The 26,894-nt window shown below is 72.6% G+C and carries 27 protein-coding genes; 5 read left to right on the plus strand and 22 right to left on the minus strand.

Features of this window, described 5'->3' with window-relative positions:
- Positions 1-67 precede the first annotated feature (67 nt).
- Positions 68-673 carry a hotdog fold domain-containing protein gene (locus RB608_RS14750; RefSeq protein ID WP_308088741.1) on the minus strand — a complete coding sequence of 202 codons (606 nt, stop codon included), beginning with the start codon at positions 671-673 and terminating at the stop codon, positions 68-70.
- Positions 674-769: 96 nt separating this feature from the next.
- Between RB608_RS14750 and RB608_RS14755 the strand changes: the two genes are divergently transcribed.
- Entirely contained in the window at positions 770-1,537 is a 768-nt protein-coding gene (locus tag RB608_RS14755; RefSeq protein ID WP_308088742.1) for an SDR family oxidoreductase, read from the plus strand.
- 64 nt (positions 1,538-1,601) lie between these two features.
- Here the strand turns inward: RB608_RS14755 and RB608_RS14760 are convergent, their stop codons facing one another.
- The 12 genes from RB608_RS14760 to RB608_RS14815 all read right to left on the minus strand — a co-directional run bounded on the left by RB608_RS14760 (position 1,602) and on the right by RB608_RS14815 (position 13,603).
- A complete protein-coding gene (locus RB608_RS14760) occupies positions 1,602-2,486 on the minus strand; it encodes an LLM class F420-dependent oxidoreductase (protein WP_308088743.1) in 885 nt (294 codons plus the stop codon).
- Positions 2,483-4,069: an AMP-binding protein gene (locus RB608_RS14765; protein ID WP_308088744.1), complete on the minus strand. Its 1,587-nt coding sequence runs from the start codon at positions 4,067-4,069 to the stop codon at positions 2,483-2,485. Before RB608_RS14765 ends, RB608_RS14760 begins: the two co-directional genes overlap by 4 nt.
- A complete protein-coding gene (locus tag RB608_RS14770; RefSeq protein ID WP_308088745.1) occupies positions 4,066-5,034 on the minus strand; it encodes an amidohydrolase family protein in 969 nt (322 codons plus the stop codon). Before RB608_RS14770 ends, RB608_RS14765 begins: the two co-directional genes overlap by 4 nt.
- Before the next feature lie 2 nt (positions 5,035-5,036).
- Positions 5,037-6,218 carry a thiolase family protein gene (locus tag RB608_RS14775; RefSeq protein WP_308088746.1) on the minus strand — a complete coding sequence of 394 codons (1,182 nt, stop codon included), beginning with the start codon at positions 6,216-6,218 and terminating at the stop codon, positions 5,037-5,039.
- A 16-nt stretch (positions 6,219-6,234) separates the two neighbouring features.
- The gene (locus RB608_RS14780; RefSeq protein WP_308088747.1) at positions 6,235-7,047 is read right to left on the minus strand and encodes an SDR family NAD(P)-dependent oxidoreductase; all 813 of its coding nucleotides are present in this window, start codon (positions 7,045-7,047) and stop codon (positions 6,235-6,237) included.
- On the minus strand, positions 7,047-8,216 hold the full coding sequence (locus tag RB608_RS14785) for an acyl-CoA dehydrogenase family protein (RefSeq protein ID WP_308088748.1): 1,170 nt from the start codon (positions 8,214-8,216) through the stop codon (positions 7,047-7,049). The genes RB608_RS14780 and RB608_RS14785 overlap by 1 nt, the downstream gene beginning before the upstream one ends.
- Before the next feature lie 144 nt (positions 8,217-8,360).
- Positions 8,361-9,359: a nuclear transport factor 2 family protein gene (locus tag RB608_RS14790; RefSeq protein WP_308088750.1), complete on the minus strand. Its 999-nt coding sequence runs from the start codon at positions 9,357-9,359 to the stop codon at positions 8,361-8,363.
- 4 nt (positions 9,360-9,363) lie between these two features.
- Positions 9,364-10,278, minus strand: a complete 915-nt coding sequence (locus RB608_RS14795) for an SDR family NAD(P)-dependent oxidoreductase (protein ID WP_308088751.1) — start codon at positions 10,276-10,278, stop codon at positions 9,364-9,366.
- A gap of 30 nt (positions 10,279-10,308) precedes the next feature.
- Positions 10,309-11,013: an ABC transporter ATP-binding protein gene (locus RB608_RS14800; RefSeq protein WP_308088752.1), complete on the minus strand. Its 705-nt coding sequence runs from the start codon at positions 11,011-11,013 to the stop codon at positions 10,309-10,311.
- Positions 10,958-11,779, minus strand: coding sequence for an ABC transporter ATP-binding protein (locus RB608_RS14805; protein ID WP_308088753.1), 822 nt, complete (start codon positions 11,777-11,779; stop codon positions 10,958-10,960). Before RB608_RS14805 ends, RB608_RS14800 begins: the two co-directional genes overlap by 56 nt.
- Positions 11,776-12,699, minus strand: a complete 924-nt coding sequence (locus RB608_RS14810) for a branched-chain amino acid ABC transporter permease (protein WP_308088754.1) — start codon at positions 12,697-12,699, stop codon at positions 11,776-11,778. Before RB608_RS14810 ends, RB608_RS14805 begins: the two co-directional genes overlap by 4 nt.
- Positions 12,700-12,715: 16 nt before the next feature.
- Positions 12,716-13,603 (minus strand): branched-chain amino acid ABC transporter permease, encoded by an 888-nt coding sequence (locus tag RB608_RS14815; protein ID WP_308088755.1) that lies wholly within the window; start codon positions 13,601-13,603, stop codon positions 12,716-12,718.
- A 258-nt stretch (positions 13,604-13,861) separates the two neighbouring features.
- Here RB608_RS14815 and RB608_RS14820 point away from each other — a divergent pair, with 258 nt between their 5' ends.
- Genes RB608_RS14820 through RB608_RS14835 form a run of 4 tightly spaced genes read left to right on the plus strand, consistent with a single transcriptional unit; the run spans position 13,862 to position 17,017 of the window.
- Positions 13,862-15,133 (plus strand): acetyl-CoA hydrolase/transferase C-terminal domain-containing protein, encoded by a 1,272-nt coding sequence (locus RB608_RS14820; protein WP_308088756.1) that lies wholly within the window; start codon positions 13,862-13,864, stop codon positions 15,131-15,133.
- Entirely contained in the window at positions 15,130-15,615 is a 486-nt protein-coding gene (locus tag RB608_RS14825) for a MaoC family dehydratase (RefSeq protein WP_308088757.1), read from the plus strand. Before RB608_RS14820 ends, RB608_RS14825 begins: the two co-directional genes overlap by 4 nt.
- A 17-nt stretch (positions 15,616-15,632) precedes the next feature.
- Positions 15,633-16,145 carry a nuclear transport factor 2 family protein gene (locus RB608_RS14830; protein ID WP_308088758.1) on the plus strand — a complete coding sequence of 171 codons (513 nt, stop codon included), beginning with the start codon at positions 15,633-15,635 and terminating at the stop codon, positions 16,143-16,145.
- Positions 16,142-17,017, plus strand: a complete 876-nt coding sequence (locus RB608_RS14835) for a TIGR03620 family F420-dependent LLM class oxidoreductase (RefSeq protein ID WP_308088759.1) — start codon at positions 16,142-16,144, stop codon at positions 17,015-17,017. The genes RB608_RS14830 and RB608_RS14835 overlap by 4 nt, the downstream gene beginning before the upstream one ends.
- 271 nt (positions 17,018-17,288) lie before the next feature.
- On the opposite strand, the gene RB608_RS14840 is transcribed toward RB608_RS14835, so the two are convergent.
- The 9 genes from RB608_RS14840 to RB608_RS14880 all read right to left on the minus strand — a co-directional run bounded on the left by RB608_RS14840 (position 17,289) and on the right by RB608_RS14880 (position 26,846).
- Positions 17,289-18,449 (minus strand): ABC transporter substrate-binding protein, encoded by a 1,161-nt coding sequence (locus RB608_RS14840; protein ID WP_308088760.1) that lies wholly within the window; start codon positions 18,447-18,449, stop codon positions 17,289-17,291.
- A gap of 48 nt (positions 18,450-18,497) precedes the next feature.
- Positions 18,498-19,652, minus strand: coding sequence for a thiolase (locus RB608_RS14845; RefSeq protein WP_308088762.1), 1,155 nt, complete (start codon positions 19,650-19,652; stop codon positions 18,498-18,500).
- Positions 19,649-20,044 carry an OB-fold domain-containing protein gene (locus RB608_RS14850; RefSeq protein ID WP_308088763.1) on the minus strand — a complete coding sequence of 132 codons (396 nt, stop codon included), beginning with the start codon at positions 20,042-20,044 and terminating at the stop codon, positions 19,649-19,651. The genes RB608_RS14845 and RB608_RS14850 overlap by 4 nt, the downstream gene beginning before the upstream one ends.
- A gap of 4 nt (positions 20,045-20,048) precedes the next feature.
- Positions 20,049-21,587, minus strand: coding sequence for an AMP-binding protein (locus RB608_RS14855; protein ID WP_308088764.1), 1,539 nt, complete (start codon positions 21,585-21,587; stop codon positions 20,049-20,051).
- Positions 21,584-22,615 carry an acyl-CoA dehydrogenase family protein gene (locus tag RB608_RS14860; protein WP_308088765.1) on the minus strand — a complete coding sequence of 344 codons (1,032 nt, stop codon included), beginning with the start codon at positions 22,613-22,615 and terminating at the stop codon, positions 21,584-21,586. Before RB608_RS14860 ends, RB608_RS14855 begins: the two co-directional genes overlap by 4 nt.
- Complete coding sequence (locus RB608_RS14865) at positions 22,612-23,817, minus strand: acyl-CoA dehydrogenase family protein (RefSeq protein WP_308088766.1); 1,206 nt, start codon at positions 23,815-23,817, stop codon at positions 22,612-22,614. Before RB608_RS14865 ends, RB608_RS14860 begins: the two co-directional genes overlap by 4 nt.
- Positions 23,818-23,884: 67 nt before the next feature.
- Positions 23,885-24,778, minus strand: coding sequence for an LLM class flavin-dependent oxidoreductase (locus tag RB608_RS14870; protein ID WP_308088767.1), 894 nt, complete (start codon positions 24,776-24,778; stop codon positions 23,885-23,887).
- A gap of 57 nt (positions 24,779-24,835) precedes the next feature.
- Positions 24,836-25,636 carry an LLM class flavin-dependent oxidoreductase gene (locus tag RB608_RS14875; protein WP_308088768.1) on the minus strand — a complete coding sequence of 267 codons (801 nt, stop codon included), beginning with the start codon at positions 25,634-25,636 and terminating at the stop codon, positions 24,836-24,838.
- A 37-nt stretch (positions 25,637-25,673) separates the two neighbouring features.
- The gene (locus tag RB608_RS14880) at positions 25,674-26,846 is read right to left on the minus strand and encodes an ABC transporter substrate-binding protein (RefSeq protein ID WP_308088769.1); all 1,173 of its coding nucleotides are present in this window, start codon (positions 26,844-26,846) and stop codon (positions 25,674-25,676) included.
- Between the last annotated feature and the right edge of the window lie 48 nt (positions 26,847-26,894).

Raw genomic sequence — 26,894 nt, forward strand, 5'->3', positions numbered from 1 at the left:
CTTGCTGCACATTACACGAAGGGCGGGGCCTCGGCGACCGTGGCGATCGCCGGATCGGCCCGGACGTTCAGGGCTGGCCGGGACGCAGCTCGACGAAGAGGGCCTCGGCCTCGGCACACACGACGCCGCCGTCGCGGATCTCCCCGCGGACGTACTGCTTGCGCCCCTCCCTCCGGTCGCGCCAGACCCGGAAGTCGAGATCGCGGTCGAGCCGCACGACCGCACGGAAGTCCACATGGAGGTACGCCGTGCGGGCCGGCGGCCGGCCATCGCCGTTGATCACCCGGCCGAACAGCTCGTCGAACAGGAGGGGGACCGCTCCCCCGTGGGCGGCGCCGTTGCCGCCGAGGAAGAAGCCCCCGAAGCACGTCACGCCACTCAGCTCGACGTCGTCCGCCGCGGTCACGCGGTAGGCCGGCGTCATCGCCTGGCCGTGGGACGCGACCCCGGGCCGCCGGCCGAAGAGCCGCTCGTGCTCGGCTCCGGCCGCCCGGTCGGCGAGGCGCTTCGTCCAGTCCCGGAGGCGCCCCGTCAGGTCGTCCGCCACGGTGGCGTCGGGCACCGCGGCGGCCAGCGCGTCGAGGAACCGCCGGGTCGCGCCGACCAGCTCCTCGTAGGTCGCGTCGTCCACGACGGTCGCCGCACACTCGCCCGGGGCAAGGGATTCCTTCATGTCGTCACCTGCTTCCGCACCTCTTCCGTCGCCGACCGACATCGGTTAATGTATCAAGCACTTGCTTGATTTTCTAGAGGTGTACCGGAGGAACCGATGGATCTGCAGCTGCACGGGCGCGTGGCGCTGGTGACCGGAGCCAGCGCCGGGATCGGGCGCGCCACCGCGCTCGCCCTCGCGGCGGAGGGAGCCGACCTCGTCCTGGTCGCACGCCGGCGCCCGCTCCTCGACGAGCTCGCCGGCGAGGTCGCCGAGGTGGCCGCCGCCGCGGGCCGGTCCACGGCGCCGCTCGTGATCGAGGCCGACCTCACCGACCCGCGGGCCGCCGCGCGGATCGCCGACACTGTCGCCGGCGAGCGCGGCGGGCTGGACGTCCTGGCCAACGTGGCGGGCGCGGCCGAGCAGCCGGGGGACGTCCTCACCGAGGAGCTCTGGCACCGGCAGTTCGAGCTCAACTTCCACTCCAAGCGCCGCCTCACCGACGCCGTGCTGCCCCTGCTGTGCTCCAGCGTGAGCGGGCGGGTGGTCAACTTCGTCGGACTGCTGGAGCCGAGCGTGGTGTCCGCGGCCCAGGCCGCGGTCGCCGCCTGCATCCTGTGGTCGAAGGCCCTGGCCCGCGCAGTGGCACCGGACGGGGTCACCGTCAACTGCATCGCCCCCGGCCGGATCGAGAGCGAGCAGGTCCGGCGCAGCTACCCCACCGAGGAGTCGCGGGCGGGTCTCATCCGCAGCCGGATCCCCGCCGGCCGCTTCGGCACCCCGGAGGAGGCCGCCGCACTCGTCGCCTTCCTCGCCTCCGGCCCCGCGTCGTACATCACCGGCGACATGTTCAGCGTCGACGGCGGCATGCACTGGTCGATCTAGCTCACGGCAGATCGCTGCCGATCGCATCAACCTGGTTGATGCGATCGGCAGCGGTACGCCGACCTCAGAGGCCGACGATCTCGGCGTAGCGCCGCATGTCCCTCTCGTAGTTCTCGTCACCGATCCGGGGGGAGACCACGACCTCGTCGATGCCGAGGCGGAAGGCCTCCTCGATGTAGGCGCGGTCGTCCTCCCAGTCCTTCTCGGTGGTGCCCTTGCTGCGCCGGCCGACCTTGAGGGAGAGCTCGGACATGTCGCGTCCGGCGGCCTCCATCAGTACGGCGAGCTTCTCGGTGAAGACCTTGATGTCCTCATGGGTGCGGCTGTAGCCGGCCCAGCCGTCGCCGTACTTCACGATCCGCTCGAGGGTGGCCCGGCTGTTCCCGCCGACGATGACGGGCAGCCGCTTCTGCGCGGGCTTCGGGAAGCAGTAGAGCGGCTCGAACTCGACGAACTCCCCGGAGAACGTGGTCTCCTCGGCCTCGTCCCACAGGGCGCGCATGGCGGCGAGGTACTCGTTCATCCGCTCGCCGCGGCGCTCGAAGGGCACGTCCAGCGCGGCGTACTCCTCCTCGGACCAGCCGACGCCGACGCCGAACTGGAACCGTCCGCCGCTGAGCCGGTCGATGCTGGCGATCTGGCGGGCGGTGATGATCGGGTTGCGCTGGGGTACGACGAACACGTAGGTGCCGATGCGCAGGTTCGTCGTCGCCGCGGCGATCGCGCCGGCCAGGACGAGGGGGTCGTGGACGCCCAGCATCCGGTGCACCTCCTGGGCGCCGCCGGACTCGTAGGGGTACTGCGAGCTGTAGCTCGGGAAGAACACGACGTGCTCCGGCAGCCACACGGAGTGGTAGCCGATCTCCTCGATCAGCTGTGCGGCGTCCATCGACCAGCGCCCGTCGCGCGGCCCGGATCCGGGGAAGAGCTCACTGATGCCCAGCTTCACGGCTGGCCTCCTGTCGTGTCGGTCGAGCCGGCCGGGTCGGTCGAGCCGGCCAACTGCTCCTTGAGGACGTGCTTCATCACCTTCATCCCCGAGTTGCGGGGCAGCTCGGGAAGGAGGAAGAGATGGACCGGCTTCTTGTAGCCGGCCAGCTGCGAACGGGCGAAGTCGCGGACCTCGTCGACGGTCACGCCGGACCCGGGCCGCAGGACGACAGCGGCGGAGACGGCCTCGCCCCAGCGCTCGTCGGGCAGCCCGAAAACGGCGGCCTCGGTCACGTCGTCCATCAGCATGAGGACCCGCTCGACTTCGGCCGGGTACACGTTGGCGCCGCCGCTGATGATCAGCTCCTGCGCGCGGCCGGTGAGGTAGTAGTAGCCGGCCTCGTCGCGGTAGCCGAGGTCGCCGGTGAAGTAGGAGCCGTCGCGCAGCGCGGCCGCGGTCTTCTCCGGCTGGTTGTGGTAGCCGGAGAACATGGTGTCGGCCTCGATGACCAGCTCGCCGACCTCGCCGGCCGGCAGCGGGTTCCCGTCGGCGTCGACGACCCGCATCGAGGACGTCGGCAGCGGCCGGCCCACGGTCTCGAAGATGCTGTCGGCGCCGCCGAGGCCGCGCCAGTCGGACCGGTTGGTGATGGTGATCGGCCCGACCACCTCGGTCATGCCGTAGGTCTCCACAAGGCGGTCGTCGATCAGGGCGACCAGGTCGGAGGCGAGCTCGGGCGGCAGCGGCCCCCCGGAGTGGAGGACCGACTGCAGGGTGTCGAGGGCGGCCGGGTGGAGCCGCAGCGCCTCCATCAGGCCGGGGATGAGCGGCGTCAGCCCGAGGGTGAAGGTCGCCTTGTTCTCGACCATGTGCCGTCCCCACTCGTCGGGAGTGGCACCGGCGATGAAGGCGACGGTGCCGCCGGTGTAGAAGTGCGGGAAGATCACGCCCCACAGCCCCGACACGAAGGACCAGCCGCCCGGGAAGGCGGCGTGTCCCTGGAGCGGGAAGCGGTACGCGTAGGGCACCAGCTTGACGCAGTTGACGACCGCCCGGTGGCTGACCAGGACGCCCTTGGGGAAGCCGGTGGTGCCGCTGGTGTAGCCGACGAGCGCGATGTCGTCGGGCGTCGCCGCACTGGGCACCGGCTGGTTCGACGCCGCCGCGAGGACGTCGTCGAAGGGCTCCGCGCCCGTCGGCGGGTTGTCGCCGATCGCGAGCCAGGCCGCGAGCCCGGTCCTGGTCGTCAGCTCCGCGGCGACGCCCGCGGCGCCGTCGGTGTGGACCAGCGCCACGGCGCCGGAGTCGGAGATGACGTAGTCGACCTCCGGCGCAGTGAGCCGGTCGTTGACATGGACGGCGGTGTAGCCGCCGAGGGCGAGGCCGACGTAGACCTCCAGTGACTCGACGCGGTTGGCGCCGAGCATGGCGGCGACGAACGCGCCGGGCGCGACCCCGCGGTCCCGGAGGGCGTGCGCGAGCCGCCAGCCGCGGTCGATGACCTCGCCGAAGGTACGGCGCTCCGCACCGACCGTGACCGCCACGTTGTCGTGGAAGCGCCGGCCGGCGTTGGCGAACAGGGCTCCGAGGGTGTCGCTCATGTCAGCTCCTTGAGGTCGAACAGCCGGCCGGCGTTGCCGGCGAGGAAGAGCCCGAGCTCGTCGTCGGCGAGGACCGCGGGATCGCCGTCGTACGGCGAGGCGAGGTCTCTCACCATGCTGACCCAGCGCTCCAGGTCCGCACCGTCCGGGTCCTCCTTCGGGCCCCGGATGATGTCGGAGCCGAAGACCAGGCGGTGCGCCCCGACCTGCGCGCGCATCGCGCGCACCCGGCGGCGGAACTCCGGGTAGTCGACGGCCGCCACGCGCTGCCACAGCGACAGCTCGAGATAGGCGTGCTGCCACCCGGTCGCGCAGTCGAGCGCCTCGCTCCACCAGGCCTCGATGCCGGCGTGGGCGAAGGACACCCGCAGCGTCGGGTACGACGCCAGCAGGGCGCCGATCTCGGCGGGTCGGCAGCGGATCACCTGCAGGGGGTCGCCCCCGAGCGGGCTGCAGTGGATGACGGCGGGGATCTCCCGCTCGACCAGGGCCTCGAACAGCCAGGCGTGCGCGGGATCGCGCAGGTCCCAGCCGGCGGCGGGGTACAGCTTGAAGCCACGGCAGTGCGGGTGCGCGGCGGCGGCCTCGAAGAGGGCCCGGGCGTCGGGGTGGCGCGGGTCGAGGCCGGCGGCGAAGTAGAGCCGCCCCTCGTTGCGGGTGCAGACGTCCTCGTACCGGGCGTTGAGGTCGCCGATCGGCAGGTGCTCGCCGCCGGGGGCACCGACGATGGTCCAGTCGACGACGGGCACGAGGCCCGCGGTCACCCCCGCCCGGTCGAAGGCGGCCACCGTCAAGGAGGCGTCGGGGTCGCTCTGTCCGACCGCGACATGGGCGAGGATGTCCTCGGGATCGCGCTCGGGCAGCCGGCGTCCGGAGCCCTGTCGGGCCCAGGCCCGGCGCAGCCCCTCCGGGAGCCAGGTGGCGTCCCAGACGTGCATGTGGGCGTCGATGACGAGGTCGGTCACCGTCAGCCCTTCGCCAGGATGTGCACGCTCGACGCGGCGGTCAGCCAGTCGACGACACCGCCGCCGATCTGGACCACCGCGCGGCGCGGGTCCTCCAGTTGGAGGTCGCCGGCCTCACCCCGGAGCTGCTGGACGACGTCGTGGATCTGGGCGAGCCCGCTGGCACCGAGCGCGTGGCCGCGGCCGACCAGGCCGCCGGAGCGGTTGACCGGCATGGCGCCGCCCGCCTCCGTCACACCCTCCATCGCCCAGCGCTGCTCGTCGCCGGGCGCGCAGAGCCCGACGTCGGTCCACGCCATCAGCTCGTAGGCGACCGACGCGTCGTGCACCTCCGCGAGGTCCATGTCGGCGGGACCGAGACCGGCCTGCTCGTACGCCGCCTGCGCGGACGCCTCGACCGCGTTGGGCGCGTCGGGCTGGTCGGCGGGCGGGCGGGTGGCCATCCGGGAGCCGAGGATGTCGATCGAGCGGGCCGAGGCGACCACGTCGGGCCGGCTGGTCACCACGACGGCGGCGGCGCCGTCGCTGACCGGCGAGCTCATCAGCACCGTCAGCGGCTCGACCACGACCCGGGCGTTGAGGACGTCCTCCGGCGATCCGCCGAAGCGGCGGTGCGCGAAGGGGTTGAGCCGGGCACTCTCCAGCGAGCGCGAGGTGACCCGGGCCAGGCCCTCCATCGTCACCCCCCGCTCCTCGAAGAGGGTGGCGGCGAGCCGCGCCTGGCGATCCACGAACGGGCTGCGCTCCTGGCCGGCACCGTCGCCGGTCGCGAAGCCCTGCTCGACGTCCATGCCCGCGGCGTAGGCGCTGAAGGTGCGCTGCCGGTCCTCGTGGTTGGCCTTCTCGACGCCGAGGGCGAGCACAGTGTCGTACATCCCCGACGCGACGGCCATCCAGGCGAGGTGCAGCGCGTTGCCGCCGGAGGCGCAGGCGTTCTCGACGTTGTGGATCGGGATGCCGGCCAGGCCCATCGGGTAGCCGACGACCTCGCCACGGATGCACTCCTGGCCGGTGATCAGGCCGGCCAGTGCGTTGGAGAAGAACATCGCCTGGACGTCCTCGACCCCGATGCCGGCGTCGGCCAGGGCGGCGTCGACCGCGACCTTGCCGAGGTCCTTCATCGACCTGTCCAGGAACTTCCCGAACGGGCTCATCCCGACACCACTGACGACGACCTTGCTCATCTGCTGCTCCTCCTGCTCACGACATGACTGGGGGGACGGGCCAGGCTGCGCTCACGCCGCCGTCCACGAGAAGGCTCTGGCCGGTCACATAGCCGGCGTCGTCGCTCACCAGGAAGGCGACCGCGCCCGCGGCCTCCTCGGGGCGGCCCTCACGCCCCATCGGTACGACGGCCGCGCGGGCGGCTCCCGGCGCGTCGCCGAACTCGCGGCGCACCAGGGCCGAGTCGATGTTGCCGAGCACGACCGCGTTGGAGCGGATCCCGCGGTCGGCGTACCGGACGGCGACATGGCGCATCACGGCGAGCTGGGCGGCCTTGGTGGCCTCGTAGGAGAGCGAGCGCCGGCTGCTGTAGACGCCGGCGGTGGACCCGACGAACGCGAACGCCCCGGAGCCCTGGGCCAGCATCGGGCCGAGCGCGGCCTGCGCGGTCAGCCAGTGCGAGCGGACGTTGACGTCGGAGGCGAGATCCCAGTCCTCGAGGCTCTGCACCTTCAGCGGCTCCCGGCCCGACAGCCCGACGTTGCAGACGACGACATCGAGCCGGCCGGCGCCGTGCTCGACCGCCGCCGCGACCGCGGCCCGGCAGGAGTCGGGGTCCGCCGCGTCGACCTCGACGGCGAGTCCCGGCTGGTCGAGGTGCGCGACGGTCGCCTCGGCACGGGCGAGCACCTTGTCGCCGACGACGACCGTGGCGCCCTCGGCCGCCAGGCGCAGCGCGATGGCGCGCCCGTTGCCCATCGGCAGGGCCTCGCCCGGGCGGGCCGGGCCGTCGCTGCCGCCGCCGAGGACGTAGGCGATCCGGCCCTCCAGGCGCGGTGCGGCGGTCATCAGTAGCTCCGCGGGAGGCCCAGCACCTGCTGGGCGATGAAGTTGAGGGACATCTCCTGGCTGATCGGCGCCAGCTTCATGATCCGCGCCTCCCGCCAGTAGCGCTCCACGTGGTACTCCTCGGCGTAGCCGAGACCACCGTGGGTCTGCACCGCGCGGTCGGCGGCGTCGTAGCCCGCGTCGGCGGCGAGATACTTCGCCATGTTGGCCTCGGCGCCGCAGGACAGGCCGGCGTCGTACCGGCCGGCGGCGACCATGGTCAGCTCCCAGGCCGCCTCGAGGCGCGCGTAGGAGTCGGCCAGCGGGTGGCTCAGCGCCTGGTTGCTGCCGATCGGGCGGTCGAAGACCCGGCGCACCTTGGCGTACTCGGTCGCCCGGCGCAGCGCGGCGTGGCCGATGCCGGTGGCCTCCGCGGCGATCAGGATCCGCTCGGGGTTGAGGCCGGCCAGGATGTGCTTGAAGCCCTTGCCCTCCTCGCCGACGAGCCGCCAGCCCTCGACGGGGAGGTCGTCGTAGAAGGTCTCGCAGGTCGCGACCGCGTTGCGACCGGCCTTGGCGATGGGCCGGATGTCGACGTGCTCGGGGTCGAGGTCGATCAGGAACAGGCTCAGGCCGTCGAAGCGGCCGCCCTCGGTGTCCGGGGCGGGCGCCGTGCGGGCGAGCATCAGCGCCATCGACGACTCGAGCGCCTTGCTGGTCCAGATCTTCTGCCCGCTGATCCGCCAGCCGTCGCCGTCGCGCACGGCGCGGGTCTTGATCCGGGACGTGTCGGTGCCGGCGTCCGGCTCGGTGACGGCGAAGGCGACGTGCAGGTCGCCCGCGGCCGCGGCCGGGAGGAAGGTCTCCTTGAGGCGGTCGTTGCCGTACTTGATCACCGGCTGGAGCCCGAAGACGTTCATGTGCAGGGCGGTGCAGCCGTTCATGGCCGCCCCGGAGGCCGCGACCTCACGGAGCAGGATCGCCGCCTCCGTGACGCCACGACCGCCGCCGCCGTACTCCTCGGGGATGGCGAGGCCCACCCAGCCGTCCTTCGCCAGTGCGTCGAAGAACTCCCAGGGGAACCGGTGGTCGCGATCGCACGCCGACCAGTAGTCGTCGTCGAACCCGGCGATGCGCTCGCGGATCGCCCGGGCGATCTGCTCGTGCTCGGGGTCGCGCAGCTCACGCATCGGCAACCGCCGACAGGAGAGCGGATCCGGCCTCAAGGCGGAACGTGAGCATCATCGTCGTCCTTCGTGGGGTGTTCGGTGAGCGACTCTCATCGCACAGTAGAGCATGCGCTTGATTAGAATCAAGCGTTTGCTTTACACAGGTCACAGGTCGATCCCGTACACGTCGAACGCGTGCCGGGTGTCGCAGTACTCGCGGATCTCGGCCAGCCGCCCGTCCTCCGCGCGGAGGACGAAGACGTAGCGGTTCTGGTAGGTGCCGCCGCGCCGGTGCACGCCGTGGCCCTGCACCTCGACCGCGACCAGGCCGGTGCGGTCGAAGTCGTCGTCGGTGACCACGCGATGCGCCCTCAGGCGCAGGCCCTCGGGGAAGGTGGTACGCAGGCCGCCGATCCGGGGAGCCCGGACGGTCACCGGCACCCGGCCCACGACCACCAGCGCGGCGTCCGGGTCCGCGGGAGCCTCGGGCCCCGCGGTGCGCGTCCGGCCGCCGTCGGCCCACCAGGTCGCCGTCGGCGTGCAGAGGGCCAGCAGGCGGTCGTCGTCGGCCTCCTCCAGCGCCGCCAGGAAGTCCGCGGCCAGCCGCTCGCCCGACCCCGAGACGCCGTCCGTCCGCACGTCGGCTCCCACGGCGGCGAGGACGTCGGCCGTCGGCTCCGGCGCACGGGAGCGCCGGTCCAGGCCGCGGCCGTCGAAGACCGCGGCACTGTGCGCCGTGTCCAGGTACTCCCGCAGGGAGGTCACCGCGCCGTCACGCACGGTGATCACGAAGGCGTACCGGTTCCGGTAGGGCCGCTCCCCCAGGAACAGCCCGTCGCCCTCGACCTCCAGGACGGCCACGTCGCCACCGGCGAAGGAGCGCCGCACGTGCTGGCGTACGCCGCCGGGGAAGCGCTCCGGCACCGAGCGGAGCAGGTCGCACTTGGCCTGCGCCGGCATCAGCCCGTGCAGCGGCCACGGCCGGTCGTCGCCCGGGTCGACGTCGAGGACGCCGGCGGCGCGGTCCAGCCCGGTGTCGACCCACCAGGTCCCGTCCGGCGCGAAGCAGCGGCGCACGCCCTCCGCGTCGTTCGCGTCCAGCGCCGCCAGCAGGCGCAGCGCCGTGGCGAGGGCTCCGTGGTCGGCCGGCCGGGACTCGGGCATGGGCTCAGGCTCCGGTGCGCTCGCCGTCCGACAGCAGCTCCACGAGGACGCCGAGCTCCTGCTGGAAGGAGGTCATCACCTCCGCCAGGTCGGGGTCGTTCACGGTGTCCCAGCTGTCGCGCAGCGCCTCGGGCGTGACCTCGCGGGAGAAGAAGCCGGGCGTCTGGGCCACGACGACCCGGGCCACGCGGCCACCACCGACGTTGTAGACCTCGCCGGTCGTCTCGCACTCGGCGGCGGCCAGCCACAGCACGACCGGTGCCACCAGGCTCGGGTCGAGCCGGTCGGCCAGGTCGCCGAGCAGGTTCTCCGTCATCCGGGTCCGCGCGCCGGGCTCGATGGCGTTGACCTGGATGCCGCTGCGGGCGCCCTCGATCGCGAGGGTCTTCGTGACCCCCCAGATGCCGGCCTTCGCCGCGGCGTAGTTGGTCTGGCCGAAGTTGCCGAAGATGCCGGCCGCCGAGGTCGTGTTGATGATCCGCCCGTAGCCCTGCTCGGCCATGACCGGCCAGGCCGCCTTGCTCATCCAGATGGTGCCGCCGAGGTGGACGTCGAGGACGGGGCCGACCTCCTCGGGGGTCAGCTTCGCCATCGACCGGTCACGCAGGATGCCGGCGTTGTTGACCAGGATGTCGAGCCGGTCGTAGGTGTCGGTCGCGGTGGCGACGATCCGGGAGGCGCCCTCCAGGGTGCTGACGTCGTTGGTGTCGGCGACGGCGATGCCGCCGGCGGCGCGGATCTCCTCGACGACCTGCTCGGCCGGCGACGCCTCGCCGCCCGCGCCGTCCAGGGCCCCGCCGCGGTCGTTGACGATCACCGCGGCGCCGCGCGCGCCGAGCAGCAGCGCGTGCTCGCGGCCGAGGCCCCGTCCAGCGCCGGTGACGATGGCGACACGGCCGTCCAGCCTGATCTCGCTCATGATGGTGGAACTCCTTCTGTTCGCGACGGCTCAGCCGAAGAGTGCGGACATGACCTCCGCGCGGCCGCGCACGGCCTCCGCGGTTCCGGTGGTGACGATCTGGCCGCGCTGCATCACGTAGACGCGCTCGCTGACGGCCAGGGCGAGCTCGGCGTTCTGCTCGACGAGCAGGATCGTCGCGCCGCTGTTGTGCAGGGTCTCGATGGTCTCGAACAGGATGTCGACGATCGACGGCGCGAGGCCCATCGACGGCTCGTCGAGGAGCAGCACCTCGGGCCGGGTCATCAGTGCGCGCCCGAAGGCGAGCATCTGCTGCTCGCCACCGCTCATCGACGCCGCGAGCTGGTCGCGCCGGTCGGCGAGCCGCGGGAAGAGGTCGAAGACCTCCGTCAGCTGCTCCTTCTGCTGGGCCTTGCTGCTGCGCCCGCTGTACGACGACAGCTCGAGGTTCTCCAGCACGGTCAGCGGAGGCGCCACCCGGCGGCCCTCGGCCACCAGGGCCACGCCGGAGCGGACCACCTTGTGACAGGCCCACCCGGTGATGTCCCGGCCGCCGACCGTGACCGTCCCGCCGGACGGCTTGTGCAGCCCGGCGATCGTGTTCAGCGTGGTCGTCTTGCCGGCGCCGTTCGAGCCGATGAGGGCGACCAGGGTTCCCTGGGCGACCTCGATGTCGACCTCACGAACCGCCGGGACCGCGCCGTGCGCGGCGGAGAGTCGCGATACGCGCAGCATCGGATCGCTTTCCAAAGTAGGCCTCCTTGACCTCGTCCTGCTCCAGGCACCACGTCGGCGCACCCTCGGCGAGGAGTGCACCGGAGTTCATGACCGAGACGGTCTCGCAGAACTCCTCGACGAGCCGCATGTTGTGCTCGATGAGGATCAGCGTCAGGCCGAGCTCGCGGAGCTCGACCAGCAGACGGCCGACCTCCTCGGACTCGACGTCGTTCATGCCCGCGGTGGGCTCGTCCAGGAGCAGCACCTTGGGGTTGGTCGCCAGCGCCCGGGCGATCTCGACCCGGCGCTGGTCGCCGTACGAGAGGGTCTCGGCGAGCGCCGAGTGCGGCGCCCGGCAGCCGACCTTCTCCAGGAGCTCGGCCGCGCGCTCGCGCATCTCCCGGCGCTCCCGCCGCTCGGTCGGGCTCATCAGGATCGCGCCGGCGATCGTGGAGCTGCGCTGCATGTACGCGCCGGCCACCACGGTCTCCAGGACGGTCAGCCCGGGGAACAGGCGGATGTTCTGGTAGGTCCGCGCGACACCCCGGCGGGCGATCTGGAAGGGCTGCATCCGGGTGACGTCCTGGCCGAACACGTCGATCCGCCCGGAGTCGGCCTGGATGAAGCCGCTGACCATGTTGAGCACGGTCGTCTTGCCGGCGCCGTTGGGGCCGAGGATGCCGTGGATCCGGCGCGGGGGCACCTGGATCGTCACGTCGTCGACGGCCGTGAGGCCGCCGAAGGCCTTGGTGAGGCCGACGATGTCGACCGCCAGCCCGGTCACGAGGCCACCTCCGCACGGACGGTGGGCTGCGGGTCGCGCGGGTCCGGCCCGTCCGGCTCGGCGCCACCGCCCTTCGGACGCCACCAGCGTGAGCGCACCATCCGGAGCCGGCGTACGTCGACCAGCCCGCGGGGCATGTAGATGATGATCAGGACGAGGAGCACGCCGGTGACGACGCGGTCGTACTCGCCCATCGGCTCGCGCAGCAGCTCCGGCAGGATCGTGAAGACGATCGCGCCGACGATCGGCCCGAGCCAGTGGAACGCACCGCCCAGGACGACCGCGGCCAGCGTGACGAAGCCCAGGTGGGTGTAGAAGGTGTCCGGCCCGATGTACTGCAGGAAGCTCGACTGCAGGATGCCGGCGACGCCGCCGAGGGCGCCGGAGATGATCATGCCGATGAACTGGATGCGGCGCGGCGAGATCGCGAGCGTCTCCGCCACCGCCGGGTCCTCCCGGACCGCGTCGGCGGCGAGGCCGAAGCGCGACCCGGCGAGCCGGGCCATCACGTAGGCGGCGACGACCAGGGTTCCGATCAGCCAGGCCCAGGTCCCGAGATCGCCCGGCACGAGCGTGCCGGTCGCGCCGCCCGTGTACTCCGGCAGGTTGAGGATCAGGACCCGCCCGATGAGCACCATGGCGATCGTGGCCATCGCGAGGTAGTGGCTGTCGAGCCGGATCAGCAGACCGGCGGTCAGTGCGCCGAGGCCGGCGCCGAGGGCGGCACCGAGGAGCAGGCCGAGGAACGGGGACAGGCCGAGCGTGCCGGCGACGTACCCGAAGGTGAACGCGCTGACGGCACCGAAGAAGACCGGTGCGAGGCTCAGGACGCCCGTCCACAGGGACGCGTAGATCGCCAGCGCGAAGAGCGCGTTGACCCCGGCGAACTGCAGGGTGATCATCCAGGCTGTAGTGCTCACGAGTCTCTCTCCTTGCTCAGGCTCGGACGAGCTGTCGTTCGCCGAAGATGCCCTGCGGCCGGAGCACGAGGACCACCAGCAGGACGCCGAAGGTGATCGCGTCCCGGAAGCCGGACGAGATGTACTGCGCGCTCATCACCTCGAGCACGCCGATGGCGACGCCGAGCAGAGCGGCACCCCGGATGTCGCCGTACCCGCCGACGACGACGGCGGCGAAGCCCTTGAGCAGCAGGGCCTCGCCGATGCCGAACGACACGTTGTTGTCGGACAGTGCGGCGAGGATGCCGGCCAGTCCGGCGATCGCCGCCGCGAGGAAGGCGACCGCGATCAGCGTGCTGCGGGCGTTGACGCCGACGATGGTCGCCGAGCGCGGGTCGACCGAGACCGCCCGGACGGCCGCACCGAAGCGGCTGCGGGTGAGCAGGAGGTGGACGGCGGTCACGATGACCACCAGCGCGATCACGCTGATCACCTGCGCGGGCAGGAACAGCAGGCCGGCGACCCGGATCGGCTCGGTGGGGACCGACTCGGTCGGGTAGCTCGTCGCCGTCGGGCCGCTGAAGGCCTCGGCGAGGGTGAGCAGCACGATCCAGATGCCGATGCTGGCGATGATCGGGGCGAACGTGCCGGCATTGCGCTTGCGCAGGGGCTCGAACGCGATCAGGTCGGCGGCCACGCCGAGCGCACCGGCGAAGACGACGCCGAGCAGGAGGGCGAGCCAGAAGCTGAGCCCGTGCTCGGACACCAGCCAGTACGACGACAGGGCGCCCCAGGTCGCGAACGTGCCGTGGGCGACGTTGAGGATGCCCATCTTGGCCAGGATCAACGAGAATCCGACCGCGAAGAGCGCGTAGATCGACCCGAGTGCGATGCCGTTGAGCAGCTGTTGCATCAGCAGTTGCACGGAACGGTCCCTCCTTCTGGCGAGCGACGCCGAGTCCGGTCCCGTCGCTGAATCAAGCGCTCGCTTGAAGTGCTAGTAAGCCACGTCACAGGGGCCCTGTCAAGACGTGAATCAAGCACTTGCTTAAATCGATCTGGCGGACTACGTTCGCGGATGCCCCGGGACCCGCCGGGCACCCCGACGGCCCCCTCTCCGCAGCCCTGCCGGCGCCGCACGAGAGACCGTCCCGGGACGACCCCGACACAGGAGGTGGCCCTCGTGCAGCTGCCCGACCGCAGCACGCCGAGCGAGGCCGTGCGCCGGATCCCACCTGGCGCCGCGATCGTGGCCTCCCCCGGTTGCGGGACGCCCGAGACCCTGCTCACCCACCTCGCCGCGTCGGCCGACCTGCTCGGCCGGCCCACCCTCTACTCCGGCCTGCAGCTCGGTGCCTACCCGTTCCTCGAGGCCGCCGCCGAGGGATTGCTGCGCTACCGCACCTGGCATCCCTACGGCCCTGCCCGGGCGGCGCTCGCCCCCGGCCGGGTGGACTACGTGCCGGCCCGCGGGTCCGCCGTCCCGGGTCTGCTGGACCAGTGGCAGACCTCGGTCGCGCTGGTCCGGGTCTCCCCGCCCGACCGCAACGGCTGGTGCAGCCTCGGGCCGTCCGCCAGCTACGTGTGCCACGCGGTCGCCCGCGCCACGCTGGTTATCGCCGAGGTCGACCCCCGGACCCCCCGCACCACGGGCGACTCGATGCTGCACGTCTCCCAGATCAGCGTGCTCGTGGACGCCGACACGCCTCCTTGCGAGTTCCCCGCCGCAGTACGGGACGAGACCAGCGACCGCGTGGCGGCCCACGTTCTCGGGCTGCTGCCGCCCGAGCCGACGCTCCAGCTGGGCATCGGCGCCGTCCCGGAGGCGATCACCGCCTTCCTCGCCGAGAGCGGCGTGGGCCCCGTGCGCATCGTCGGCATGGGCAACGACGCCATGGTCGGCCTCTTCGAGCGCGGGCTGCTGCGCTGGACCGACACCGGCGACGCCCCTGCGATCTCCGCCGCCGAGCTGATGGGCACCCGGACGCTGATGGAGTTCGCCGACGGCAACCCCGCGATCGTGCTGCGCGACAGTCGGGTCGCCCACGCGCCCCGCGCACTCGCGCGGATCCCCCGCCTGGTCGCGGTGAACTCGGCGATCGAGGTCGATCTCGCCGGCCAGGTCGGCTCCGAGCTGGTCCGCAGCCGTCAGGTCTCCGGGATCGGCGGCAGCGCCGACTTCGTCGAGGCCGGCTTCGGCTCCGACGGCGGGCTGTCCGTCATCGCGCTCCCGTCGACGACCCCGGACGGACGGCACAGCCGGATCGTGCCGCGCCTCGGCGCGGACGTCGTCTCGCTGGCGCGACACACCCCCGACGCTGTGGTCACGGAGTACGGCGTCGCCTGGCTCCGCGGCCGCACCGAGGCCGAGCGCGTCGAGGCCCTCGTGGCCGTCGCGCACCCCGACCACCGGGACGGCCTGCTCACCCCCACCGAGCCCCAGGAGACACGATGACCGTCCACACCCGCCGCGGCCGCTACTACGAGGAGATGATCCCGGGCGACGTGTTCAAGCACGAGCCCGGACGCACCGTCACCGAGGCCGACAACGTGCTGTTCTGCAGCCTGACCCTCAACACCCAGACCCTGCACCTCGACGCGGTGAAGTCGGCCGAGTCGGAGTTCGGCCAGCGGCTGGTCAACAGCCTGCTCACGCTGGGCATCGTGTGCAGCATCGGCGTACCGGACCTGACCCAGAAGACGACGATCGCCAACCTCGGCTTCCAGCAGATCGCCTTCCCGGCGCCGGTCTTCATCGGCGACACGCTCTACTGCGAGACCGAGATCAAGGACCGCCGGCCGTCCGCCTCCCGGCCCGGCCAGGGCATCGTCACGCTCGAGCACCGCGGTCTCAACCAGGACGGCGTGCTGGTGTGCTCGGCGGTCCGCACCGCCCTCGTGAAGTTCCTCCCCGAGGGCGAGACCACGCTCGCCTGACCCGACCGGAGGACGGCATGACGACTCCCATCACGAAGCCCGCCGAGGACTCCTCGGCCCGGCTGGCCCGGCTGGAGCAGCGGATCGCCGAGCTCGAGAGCGTACGCGCGATCGAGGCACTGGCCAGCCGCTACCACACGCTGTGCGACGGCGGCTGGGCCGGACCGAGCCACGCCGACGTCGACGCGCTGGCCGAGCTCTGGCTGCCCGACGGCGTCTACAGCATCAACGCGGCCCGGCCTCCGTGCCGCGGCCGGGCCGAGATCCGCGAGCAGTTCGTCCGGCTGCGGACCTCCATGCCGTGGATCCTGCACACCTTCACGAACAGCGAGATCGACGTCGACGGCGACCGGGCGACCGGCACCTTCAAGGGCATCGCCTATTACCGGCGAGCCGGGGGCAGCCACGTGGTCGTCGGCTCGTACACCGGCCGGTTCGTGCGGACCGCCGAGGGATGGCGCTTCGCCTCCTGGGTCGCGGACCTCGCCCACGGCTCGGTCCTGACGCCGCCCGCGGGGACGGACCGGTGAGCCTCCCCGCGGGACGGTGGGGCGCCTGGTCCAGTGCGCTCCGGCTGCGCGAGACATCCGCCGCCCAGGACGCCGCCGCGGCGTTGGAGGAGGCGGGCTGCTCGGCGCTGTGGATGACCGGTGGACTCAGCGACCCGTTCCCGCGCGTGGCGGAGCTGCTCGCCGCGACGTCCCGCACCGTGGTCGCGACCGGCATCCTGAGCATCTGGACGATGACCGCCGAGGAGGTCGCGAGCGCCGCCCGGGCGCTGCCGGACCCCGACCGGTTCCTGCTCGGGCTCGGGGTCAGCCACGCCCAGCTGGTCGACCACGCCGACCCGGGCCGCTACCGGCGTCCGCTGAGCCGGATGCGCGAGTACCTCGACGAGCTCGACGTCGCCGGCGGCCCCGGCGCCGGCAGCCGGGTCCTCGCGGCCCTCGGCCCCCGGATGCTCGAGCTCGCGGCCACCCGGGCTGCGGGGGCGCACCCCTACCTGACGACGCCGGAGCACACCGCGCTCGCCCGGGCGGCACTCGGCCCGGCGTCGTACCTGGCGCCGACGCAGATGGTGGTGCTCGAGGCGGACGCCGGCCTCGCCCGGGCCGCGGCTCGCCGCCACCTCGCGATGTACCTCGCCCAGCCCAACTACCGCTCCAGCTGGGAGCGGCTCGGCTTCACCGAGGACGACGCGAGCCAGGGCGGCTCGGACCGTCTCGTCGACGCCCTGGTCGCCTGGGGAGACCCCGAGCGGATCGCCGTACGGCTCCACGAGCACGTCGCCGCCGGCGCCGACCACGTCTGCCTCCAGGTCCTCGACCGGCAGGCCGGTTGGAAGGACCAGGCGCTCCCTGTCGCCGACTGGCAGCGCCTCCTGGCCGCCCTCGCCCCCTGACCCGGCTCACCCTGAATCCAAATCAACGCCGACCCGGCTCAGATTGAACTCGGAATCGCGCCGACCCGGCTCAGATTGAACTCGAAGCAGCGCTGACCCGGCGCGGATCGAACTAGGAAAGTTCAATCCGAGCCGGGTCGGCGACGTACGGGATTCAGGTTGAGCCGGGTCGGCGTTGTTCGGGATTCAGGTTGAGCCGGGTCGGCGTTGTTCGGGATTCAATCTGCGACGGGTCGGCGTGATTCAGATTCAGTGTGAGCCGGGTCAGGGGTCAGGCGGACCAGGGGGTGAGCGATCCGCCCTCGCCCCAGACCAGGTACTGCCCGGGCTCCTCGACCTCGGCCTGGCCGTCGGCGTAGGTCAGCGAGCCATAGACGGAGACCTGCTCCTCGACCTCGGCGAGGGCCGCGGCGACCTTCGCCGGGTCGCCGCTGCCGGCGTCGCGGATGGCGGTGGCGACCAGCCACATGGCGGTGTAGCCCTGGGCGGCGAACATGTCGGGGGCCGCGCCGTACTCCTCCTCGTAGGCGGCCGCGAACTCCGCGCCCTCCTCGTTGACCGTGAAGGCGGCGCTGAACGGGGTCGGGAAGACGGTGCCCGCGAGGTCGCCGTCGGACGCGTCGTACGCCGCCCGGCTGTCGGCCCCGACGTTGGAGACGATGGGCTTGTCGTAGCCACGGCTGCGCAGCGCCTTGGCGAGGTTGGCGGTCGACGAGCCGATAGTGCTGGCGACCACGACGTCCGGGTCGATGCTGGCGATCTCGGTCGCGACCGCCGTGAACGACGTCTCGGCGGTGCCGACGCGGATCGTCTTGGCGAGGTCCACCCCGTTGCGCTCCAGCCCGGCCTCGTAGACCGCGGCGTCCTGCACCATCGCGTCGTTGTCGTCGTTGACGACCATCACGGCGTCCGCGAACTCGCCCGCCGGGAGCACGGTGTCGAGGAACTGGTCGTACATGCCGCCGGGCGCCGAGGGCACCTCGAACGGCCGGAACAGGTACGGCGGGTCGGCCAGGTCCTCGAGGATGGAGACCGTCACGACGCCGGGCACGGTGCTCTCCCGCAGCAGCGGCGACAGCGCTCCGGCCTCACCGCCCAGGGTGCAGCAGAGCACGGCCGAGGCGTCGTCGGCCTCGAGCTGGCGGTAGGCCGCGATCGCCTTGCCCGGGTCGCCCGCGGTGTCGACGATCTCCAGCTCGATCTCCGAGCCGTCGCCGAGGAAGTCGCTGGCGTTGATCTCCGCCACGGCGAGCTCGATCCCCTGCGCCACCGGCTTGCCGGCGAAGGCGCCGGGGCCGGACTGCACGATCGGCGCCCCCACCAGGTACGTCGTCGCGCCGCCCTCGTCGTCCGACGAGGAGCATCCCGCGAGGACGCTGCCGGCGACGGCGAGGGCGGTGAGGGCTCCGGCGGCACGGGCGGCTCGGCGCATGGGTGGATCTCCTGTCGGGATGGGCCCTCGGATGGGTCCTCGGATGGGTCAGAGGGTCGCTGCGCTGCCGAGCACGAGGGTGCCGGAGCTCATGAACATGCCGCCGACGCCGGTGCAGACGCTGATGTCGACGCCGTCGACCTGCGCCGGCGCGGTGCCGCGGACCTGGCGCACGGACTCCTGGATGGCGAACATGCCGTACATCCCGGTGTGGGTGTACGACAGCCCGCCGCCGTTGGTGTTCATCGGCAGGCTGCCGCCGGGGGCGGTGTGGCCGTCCTCGATGAACGCCGGCGCCTCGCCCCGGCCGACGAAGCCGAGGTCCTCGAGACCGTAGATCGGGACGTGCGCGAAGGCGTCGTAGATCATCAGGTGGTCGACGTCGGCGTGCGCGACGCCCGACTGGGCGAGGGCACGCTCGCCGCCGAGGCGGATGGCCCGCGACGACGTCAGGCTCTCCAGCCCGGAGACGACCGACGACTCGCTGGACTCCCCGGCGCCGAGGACGTAGACGGGCGGGTTCGGCAGGTCGAGCGACCGGGCCCGCTCGGCCGAGGTGAGCACGAGGGCGCCGCCACCGTCGGTGACCAGGCAGCAGTGCAGCAGGTGCACAGGGTCGGCGATGACGGGCGAGGCGAAGACGTCCTCGACGGTGATCGGGTCGCGCAGCTTGGCGCGGGGGTTCATCGCCGCCCACTGGCGCTGCACGACCGGCACCAGCGCGAGCTGCTCGCGGGTCATGCCGTACTGCGCCATGTAGCGGCGCACGCCGATCGGGAACAGCGACGGCGCGCCCACCGGGCCGTGCGGCACCTCCAGCTGCGCCATCAGCGACTGCGGGGCCGGCGCCCACGGCGTCATGCCGATCCGCGAGCGTCCGGACTCGCCGTGGGTGACGAGGACCGTCTCGCACAGGCCCGCGCTGATCGCGGCCATGGCGTGCCGCACGTGCAGCATGTACGACGAGCCGCCGACGTTGGTGCCGTCGAGGTACTCCGGCACGATGCCCAGGTAGTCGGCGACGTCGTTGGGCAGCTCGCCGGCCGAGGCGACGCCGTCGATGTCGGCCGGGGTGAGGCCGCAGTCGGCCAGCGCGTTGAGCGCGGCGTCGACGTGCAGCTCCAGGGCGGACTTGTCGGGGATCTTCCCCAGGTCGGTGCTCTCGGCGGCGCCGACGATCGCGATCGCTCCGCGCAGGCTCATGCCGTGGCCTCCTCGAGGTCGAAGCAGACGACGCGGCGCTCGCCGCGCTCCTCGAAGGCCACCCGCACGGGCGCGTCGACCTCCAGCAGCTCGGGCCGGTCGGTGCGGACCACACCGGTCAGGTGCGGTCCTTCGGCGAGCGCGACGACGCCGAGGGCGTACGGCGCCTCGAATCCGGCCGGGGCGCGGTGGTTGACGACGAACGACAGCAGCACGCCGGTGCCGGCCGCCGGGACCAGCTCGACCGTGCGTGCGCCGCAGCGGGGGCAGCTGCTGCGCGGGTAGAGGAAGAACGACGCGCAGGCCGTGCAGCGGGGCACGGTCAGCTCGCCGGCGTCGATCCGGTCGAGCCACGCCTGGGTGTCCGGGGTGGCGAGGGGGACGGGCTTCACGAGGTCACTCCTGGACGAGTTCGGGCAGCAGGTGCTTGCGGAGCTTGCCGTTGGCGCCGCGAGGCAGCTCGGCGACGACCTGGTACTGGCGCGGCACCTTGTAGCGCGCGAGACGGTCGTGGAGGAAGGGGCCGAGCAGGTCGGCGACGTCGTCGCCGAACAGCGGCGAGCCGGGGACGGCCTGGATGACGGCGCAGGAGAGCTCGCCCCACTCGGGGTCGGGCAGCCCGACGACGCCGGCGTCCTGGATGTCGGGGTGCTCGAGCAGGGCGGCCTCGACCTCGGCGGGGTAGATGTTGACGCCACCGCTGACGATGACCTCGGCCGAGCGGCCGAGCAGGAAGAGGTAGCCGTCCTCGTCGAGGTGGCCGAGATCGCCGACGGTGACGAAGTCGCCGACGCGACCGGCCTGGGTCTTGGCGTCGTCACCGCGGTACTCGAACGCGTTGGCGCCCATCCGGAGGTAGACCGCGCCGGCGGTGCCGGTGGGGACCTGCTCGCCGTCGTCGCCGAGGACCCGGACCTCGGCGCCGGGCTGAGGACGTCCGACGCTGCCGGGTCGCTCGAGCCATTCGGCGCTGGAGATGGCGGTGCCCGCGGCCTCCGTCGCGCCGTAGTACTCCCACACGACGGGTCCGAACCACGCGATCACCGCGCGCTTCACCGTCTCGGGGCAGGGCCCGGCACCGTGCACGAGCGAGCGCATGCTGCCGACGTCGTACGCCGCCCGGGTCGCCTCCGGCAGGCGCAGCAGCCGGTGCAGCTGGGTCGGCACCAGGTGGGTCGTGGTGACCCGGTGCTCCTGGATCAGGCGGAGCACCTGCTCCGCGTCGAAGCGGCCGGTCAGCACCACGGCGTGGCCGTAGTGCAGGGAGGTCACGGCGAGTCCGCTGACCGCGGTGTGGCTGAGCGGCGAGGTCACCAGGTGCACGCCGTCGTCGAGCGGGGTGATGCCGAACATGCCGAGCTGCCAGGCGGCGCCGGCCGCGAACACGTCGTCCGGGTCGCCCTCCGGCAGCCGGCGCAGCACGCCCTTCGGACGGCCCGTCGTGCCGGAGGTGTAGCCGAGGTAGGAGCCGGGCGTGCGGTCCTCGACCGGTCCCGCGGGCACGTCGGCGATCTCGACGGTGAGGTCGCGGAAGCCGTCGGCCTCGCCGAAGGCGAGGCGCCGATCGGCCGGCAGGCCGACCGCGTCGGCCGCGGCCCGCACCGTGTCGGCGTACGCGAGCGAGCAGAGCACGGCCACCGGAGCGGCGTCCTCGACGATATAGCCGACCTCGGTGGTGGTCAGCGCGGTGTTGACCGGGACGTAGTAGGCGCCGATCTGCTGGCAGGCGAGCACCACCGCGATCGCCCACGACTCGTTGGCGACCACGCCCACGACGCGGTCGCCGCGGTGGAGGCCGAGGTCGCGCAGCAGCCGCGAGGTGGCGTTGGCCCGGGCCAGCAGCTCGCCACGGGTGACGGTGGTGCCGTCCGGCTCGACGACCGCGCACGCCGCGGGGTCGCTGCCGGCCAGGCGCCAGAAGCCCAGCTCGCTCATCCGCGGCGCTCCTGGCCGACGCGCGCCACCAGCTCGCGCGCGAGGTCACGGCGCAGCGCCGTCGTCGTGCCGTACGACGCGGCGAGGCCCATCACGCGCTTGAGCCAGATGTGCAGGTGGTACTCCCAGGTGAACCCGATCCCGCCGTGCAGCTGGAGGGCGTCGACGTTGGCCCGCGCGGCCGCCTCGCCGGCGTAGGCCTTGGCCGCGGCGGCGCGGCGCGGCCCGTCGGGCTCGTCGGCCGCGTCGAAGGCGGAGAGCGCCGCGGCGGTCGCCATGTCGACCATGACGGCGAGGTCGGCCGCCTTGTGCTTGACGGCCTGGAAGGAGCCGACCGGCCGGCCGAACTGCTCGCGGACGGCGACGTACTCGACGGTGAGGTCGAGCAGACGCTGGGAGGCGCCCGCGAGCAGACAGGCCGCACCGGAGAGGGCGAGGGTCCGGGTGCGGGCGACGACGGCGCCGTCGTCACCGACCTCGGTGCCCGCGCCGGTGAGGACGACCCGCCCCAGGGGACGCAGCGGGTCGAGTGCGGGGACAGGCGTGACCTCGAGCTCGTCGGCTGCGAAGGCGCGCACGGCACCGTCGTCGGCGACGTCGAGCAGCAGGTCGGCGTCGGCGGCGTACGGCAGGAGAGGGGTGAGCTCGCCGAGGCGGACGACCACGACGGCGTCGCCGGCGGCGATCCGCGGCAGCCAGGTGTCGGCGACCGGACCGGGCAGGGCGTCGAGCACGGTCGCGGCCAGCACCGCGGTCTCCAGGTAGGGCTCGGGTACGGCGTGCCGGCCGAGGCTGTGCAGCACGCCCGACAGGTGCGCGGGCGTCAGTCCCGCACCGCCGTGCTCCTCCGCGACGAGAGCGGAGACCAGGCCGGTCTCGGCCAGCCGGCCCCAGAGTCCGGGGGTGTGGGCGGTGCCGTCGTCGATCCGGGCGCGCAGGAAGTCGAGGTCGCAGTGCCTGCCCAGCAGGTCGTCGGTGAGCTCGACCAGCTCGCGGCGGTCCTGGTCGAGGGTGTCGTGCGGGGTCATCGTCGCGGCTCCATCGGCAGGCCCAGCACGCGCTCACTGATGATGTTGCGCTGGATCTCGTTGGTGCCGCCGAAGATCATGGCGGCCCGGGCGTACCAGTAGCGGTGGTGCCACTGGGACCACGCGCGCAGCGTGGCGGGATCGGCGTCCGGCAGCGAGCCGGGATCGCCGACGACGGCGCCGTCCTCGGCGAGCAGGCGGATGCCGGTGTCGAAGATGTCGTGCTGCATCTGGGTCCAGAAGACCTTGTTGATGCTGGCGGTGCTGTCGAGCTCGCCACCCGCCTCGGCGCGGGCCGCGAGGCGGTAGACGTTGGCCCGGTAGACCTCGGTCTGCACCAGGACCCGGCCCAGCTCGTCGAGCGCGTGCGTGTCCTCGTCGAGGTCGCGCGCGTCGACGAGCGCCGCCAGGTCGGCGACGTCGTTGGAGAACTTGGCGTGGTCGCCGAACACGGCGCCCCGCTCGAAGCCGAGGGTCGACATCGCGACCGCCCAGCCGCGGTCGACCTCTCCGACGACGTTCTCGACCGGAACCCGGACGTCGGTGAAGAAGACCTCCGCGAAGCCGCGGGTGCCGTCGACCATGGCGAGCGGCCGGACCTCGACGCCGGGCGAGCGCAGGTCGATGCACAGGAAGGTGATGCCGTCGTGCTTGCGCTTGCGACCCGCCTCCGGGTCGGTGCGCACCAGCGCGAAGATCCAGTCGGCGAAGCCGCCCATCGAGGTCCAGATCTTCTGGCCGTTGACGACATAGTGGTCGCCGTCGCGCTCGGCCCGGGTCCGCAGCGAGGCGAGGTCGGAGCCCGAGCCGGGCTCGCTGAAGCCCTGGCACCAGATGGTGCGGCAGGCCAGCAGGTCGGGGATCCAGCGTGCGCACTGCTCGGGCGTGCCGTACTGCATCAGCACCGGGCCGAGCAGGTAGAGGCCGCCCATGTTGATCCGCTCCGGGGCACCGGCGCGGTAGTACTCCTCGGCGAAGGCCATCGACCGGCGCAGGCCGGCGTCGCGACCGCCGTACTCGGTGGGCCAGTCGACGGCGGCGTACCCGCCGTCGAAGAGCCGGCCCTCCCAGGCACGGTGCAGGTCGAAGCCCGCCCGCTCGGTCCACGGCGGCAACGGCTCGGCCGGGACGTTCTCGGCCAGCCAGGCGCGCACCTCGGCGCGGAACTCCTCGACGTCGGCGTCGGTGACGGGCGCGCTCATGCCGGGGTCCCCGATCGGTTGTTCGCGGAGGAGCGGAGCGGGGGAGCGAAGAACCGAGTGGGGTGGTTCATGCCGCGAGTCCCAGCGCGTCGGAGACCGCCCGCATCGTGTCGGCGTAGTCGTGCGCCTCCATCCGCAGGGACAGGTTGACGCCGTCGGCGCCGAGCTCGAGATAGCGCTCGACCACGGCGGGCAGCGCGTCCATCTCGCCGGTGAAGCGGAGCCCGGCGATCACGTGCTGGTCGGCCCGGTCACGACCGGCCTCCTCCAGCTGGGCGCGGTACGTCGCGTGGTGCTCGGCGAACTGCGAGGGGGTCAGGTTCCAGGGGTACCACCCCGTCGCGACCGCCGCGGCCCGGCGCAGCGCGGCCGGCGAGTGCCCGCCGACCAGCATGCGGGGCATCGGCGCTGGATCCTCCGGATAGATGTCGTCGGGGTCCTCCCACAGGCGGGTGAGCTCGGCGATCCCCTCGCCGCAGCGGCGGCCGCGGGTCTTGAACTCGGTCTGGCAGGCGGCGAACTCCTCGGCCGACCAGCCCACGCCGACGCCGAGGTCGACCCGTCCGTCGGTGAGGGCGGCGACGGTCATCAGGTCGCGGGCGAGCAGTCGCGGGTTGCGCAGCGGCAGCAGCATGACCGAGCTGCCGATCCGCAGCCGGGTCGTGGCGGCGCACACCTCCGCCGCGGCCTGGAGCACGTCGAGCAGCCCCTGGTCGGCGGCTGCCTCCACGCGGGCCTTGCCGTCCACGGTCTTGTTGTGCCGCTCGACCTTCTCGGGGTCGGTGGCCGACGGCGCCTCGGGGTAGGGGTACTCCGAGGTGTACTCGTCGAAGAACACGATGTGCTCCGGCAGCCAGATGCCGGTGAAGCCCAGCTCCTCGGCCGTCCTCCCGAACTGTGCCATGAAGGCGGGGTCCCGCTCGGCGCTGCCGTCGAACAGGTCGACCAGACCGATCTCCACCGAGGCTCCTCTCGTGGTCGTGCGCTTGACGATGGGGTTGTCGTTGGGTGCCGCGACTCAGGCGAACGCCGCGATGGCGGCGATCTCCTCGTCGGTCGGCAGGTGGTCCAGGTCCGCGACGAGCTCGTCGACGCGGACCGGCAGCGAGGCGATCGCCTCGCGGGCCGCGGGCAGGTCGGCGACCGGCACGCACCAGGTGCGTCGTACGCCGTCGGCGGCGTCGCCGAGCACCTTGCCGAGCACCTCGATCGAGGCGATCAGGTCGTCGCGGCCCGCCTGCCAGGCCAGCCAGCCGGCGGGGGCGCCGTGCGCGGCGGCGTACCGGTCCAGGGCGTCGGCCGAGGTGGCCCGCAGGTGCGTGGCGGGGACCCGCTCCCCCACCGGCTTGGGCAGCGCGATGGCGCCGGTGAAGGACACGTGCTCGCCGTCGTACGACGCCCGGCGCTCGGTCCACAGGGCGCGCATCGCGCCCAGGTTGTCCAGCGCCCGGCCGACGTGGTCGTCGACGTCGCGGAACGGGTCGGCCAGCTCGGCGGGCGGGGCGCCGAGGTCGAGCCCCAGCTCCAGGCGCCCGCCGGCGAACCAGTCGATGCTGGCGATCTGCTTGGCGCGGACCGCCGCGCTGTGGAGGGAGAGGAGGTCTCCGGAGAGCCCGAGCCGGATCCCGCTCGTCGCCCGGGCCAGGCGCTGCAGGCCCAGGCTCGGGTCGTGCGCCCGGTCGGTGGCGGCCTCGCGGTCGCCACCGGCCCACCAGGAGGCCAGCCCCGCCTGTTCGGCGGTCGCACCGGCCCGCGCGATGGCGGCGCCGAGCGACTCACCTCCCGTCGCGCGGAAGCTGCAGGCGATTCCGAGGTCCATCGACATCCTCTCCCTCACACGGCCAGCGACCCGTGGGTCAGCCGGCCCACTCCGTGAGCGTGCCCTCGGCGGTCCACTCCAGGTAGGAGCCCGGCGCGTTCAGGCTGGCCTGGCCGTCCTTGTAGACGAGCTCGCCGTAGACGGTGTCCTGCGAGGTGATCCCCTCCAGCGCCTTGGCGACCTTGGCCGGGTCCTTGTCGCCCGCCTCCTTGATCGCCTCGGCGAGCAGCCACATGGCGGTGTAGCCCTGGGCGCCGTACATGTCGGGGTCCTTGCCGTACTCGGCCTTGTACGCCTCGGTGAACTTCGTGGCGAGCTCGTTGTCGGTGAAGCCGGCCTGGAAGGGCACCGCGAACAGCGCACCGGCGAGTCCGCCGCCCGAGGACTTGAAGAGCTCGACGCTGTCGACGCCGTAGCTGGTCAGGATCCGCTTGTCGTAGTCGCGCTCACGCAGCGACTTGGCGAGCAGCGCGGCGGGGGTGCCGAGCATGCTGGCGACGACGGCGTCGGGGTCCAGCGACTGGATCTCCGTCGCGGCCTGGGTGTAGTTGGTGTCGGTCGACGACGTGTTGATGGTCTTCACCACGTCCACGCCGTTGCGCTCCAGGGCCGCCTTCCAGACCTCGCCGTCGCCGACCATGCCGTCGTTGTCGGCGGTGACCACGAGCACCGCGGTCTTGATGCCCTCGGCCGGGACGACGCTGTCGATGAACTGGTCGTAGATGCCCTCCGCCTCCGCGGGGAGCACGACCGGCCGGTAGACGTAGGGCGGCTCCGCGAGGCCCGCGAGGATCGCCGAGGTGACGATCGCCGGGACCTTGCTCTGCTTGATCATCGGGGCGAGGGCGCCGGCCTCGGAGGAGAGGCCGCAGCACAGGACGCCGGAGGCGCCGTCCGCCGCGTACTGCTTGTAGAGCGCGATGGCCTGGGCCGGGTCGCCCTTGATGTCGTCGATCTTGAGGTCGATCGTCTTCCCGTCGCCGAGGAAGTCGCTGTCGTTGATCTCCTCGACGGCGAGCTTCGCCCCCTCGGTGATCGGCACGCCCGCGAAGGCGGCCGGGCCGGAGGTGAGGGCGGGGAAGCCGACGAGGTACTCGGTGTCGCCTCCCTCGTCGGAGGAGCTGCATCCCGAGAGGGCGACCAGTGCCGCCGTGGTGATGGCCGCGGCTGCCGTACGGAACCGGCGGCGGTGGGTGATGAGTCGAGACACGGGCGTCCCTTTCTTGCGGGAGGGTCAAGCAAATGCTTGATTAATGTG

Source organism: Nocardioides sp. LHD-245 (assembly GCF_030929495.1).
Classification (GTDB): Bacteria; Actinomycetota; Actinomycetes; order Propionibacteriales; family Nocardioidaceae; genus Nocardioides.

Coding starts and splice junctions, on each gene's coding strand:
- RB608_RS14790 (WP_308088750.1), bottom strand. CDS start 9,359: ATGCCCGAGTCCCGGCCGGCCGACCACGGAGCCCTCGCCACGGCGCTG.
- RB608_RS14785 (WP_308088748.1), bottom strand. CDS start 8,216: ATGCGTGAGCTGCGCGACCCCGAGCACGAGCAGATCGCCCGGGCGATC.
- RB608_RS14840 (WP_308088760.1), bottom strand. CDS start 18,449: ATGCGCCGAGCCGCCCGTGCCGCCGGAGCCCTCACCGCCCTCGCCGTC.
- RB608_RS14775 (WP_308088746.1), bottom strand. CDS start 6,218: ATGAGCAAGGTCGTCGTCAGTGGTGTCGGGATGAGCCCGTTCGGGAAG.
- RB608_RS14800 (WP_308088752.1), bottom strand. CDS start 11,013: ATGCTGCGCGTATCGCGACTCTCCGCCGCGCACGGCGCGGTCCCGGCG.
- RB608_RS14765 (WP_308088744.1), bottom strand. CDS start 4,069: ATGAGCGACACCCTCGGAGCCCTGTTCGCCAACGCCGGCCGGCGCTTC.
- RB608_RS14855 (WP_308088764.1), bottom strand. CDS start 21,587: ATGAGCGAGCTGGGCTTCTGGCGCCTGGCCGGCAGCGACCCCGCGGCG.
- RB608_RS14845 (WP_308088762.1), bottom strand. CDS start 19,652: ATGAGCCTGCGCGGAGCGATCGCGATCGTCGGCGCCGCCGAGAGCACC.
- RB608_RS14795 (WP_308088751.1), bottom strand. CDS start 10,278: ATGAGCGAGATCAGGCTGGACGGCCGTGTCGCCATCGTCACCGGCGCT.
- RB608_RS14865 (WP_308088766.1), bottom strand. CDS start 23,817: ATGAGCGCGCCCGTCACCGACGCCGACGTCGAGGAGTTCCGCGCCGAG.
- RB608_RS14875 (WP_308088768.1), bottom strand. CDS start 25,636: ATGGACCTCGGAATCGCCTGCAGCTTCCGCGCGACGGGAGGTGAGTCG.
- RB608_RS14750 (WP_308088741.1), bottom strand. CDS start 673: ATGAAGGAATCCCTTGCCCCGGGCGAGTGTGCGGCGACCGTCGTGGAC.
- RB608_RS14825 (WP_308088757.1), top strand. CDS start 15,130: ATGACCGTCCACACCCGCCGCGGCCGCTACTACGAGGAGATGATCCCG.
- RB608_RS14780 (WP_308088747.1), bottom strand. CDS start 7,047: ATGACCGCCGCACCGCGCCTGGAGGGCCGGATCGCCTACGTCCTCGGC.
- RB608_RS14755 (WP_308088742.1), top strand. CDS start 770: ATGGATCTGCAGCTGCACGGGCGCGTGGCGCTGGTGACCGGAGCCAGC.
- RB608_RS14830 (WP_308088758.1), top strand. CDS start 15,633: ATGACGACTCCCATCACGAAGCCCGCCGAGGACTCCTCGGCCCGGCTG.
- RB608_RS14860 (WP_308088765.1), bottom strand. CDS start 22,615: ATGACCCCGCACGACACCCTCGACCAGGACCGCCGCGAGCTGGTCGAG.